Source organism: Sulfitobacter sp. HI0129, from assembly GCF_001635395.1.
Taxonomy (GTDB): domain Bacteria; phylum Pseudomonadota; class Alphaproteobacteria; order Rhodobacterales; family Rhodobacteraceae; genus Sulfitobacter.
The window spans coordinates 1-221 of record NZ_LWGH01000092.1; the positions used below are offsets into that span (position 1 = coordinate 1).

Annotated in this window: 1 protein-coding gene; it reads left to right on the top strand. The window is 49.8% G+C overall.

All coding sequences use genetic code 11. The features are described 5' to 3' along the window. A partial coding sequence (locus tag A3764_RS25790) for a hypothetical protein (protein WP_236627980.1) occupies positions 1 to 221 on the top strand: 221 nt, incomplete at both ends.

Here is a 221-nt window from a genome sequence, read left to right on the forward strand (position 1 = left end):
CAAGCACCAAGGGCAGCGAAGCGCAGATAGCGATCTTTGCAAACTCAGCCTTTCTCTTTCTGAACAAGCGCCTTTGCGAACAAGACAGCTGGAACGAGGCAAAGATCAAAAGACGATCAGGCGACTTGTTTGAGAGTGCCAAAAAAACTGGGGACATACAGGCGCACTTGTCGCCCTGCTTTGATGGTCAGTCAGGAACAACTTGCCCTATGAAAGCTCTT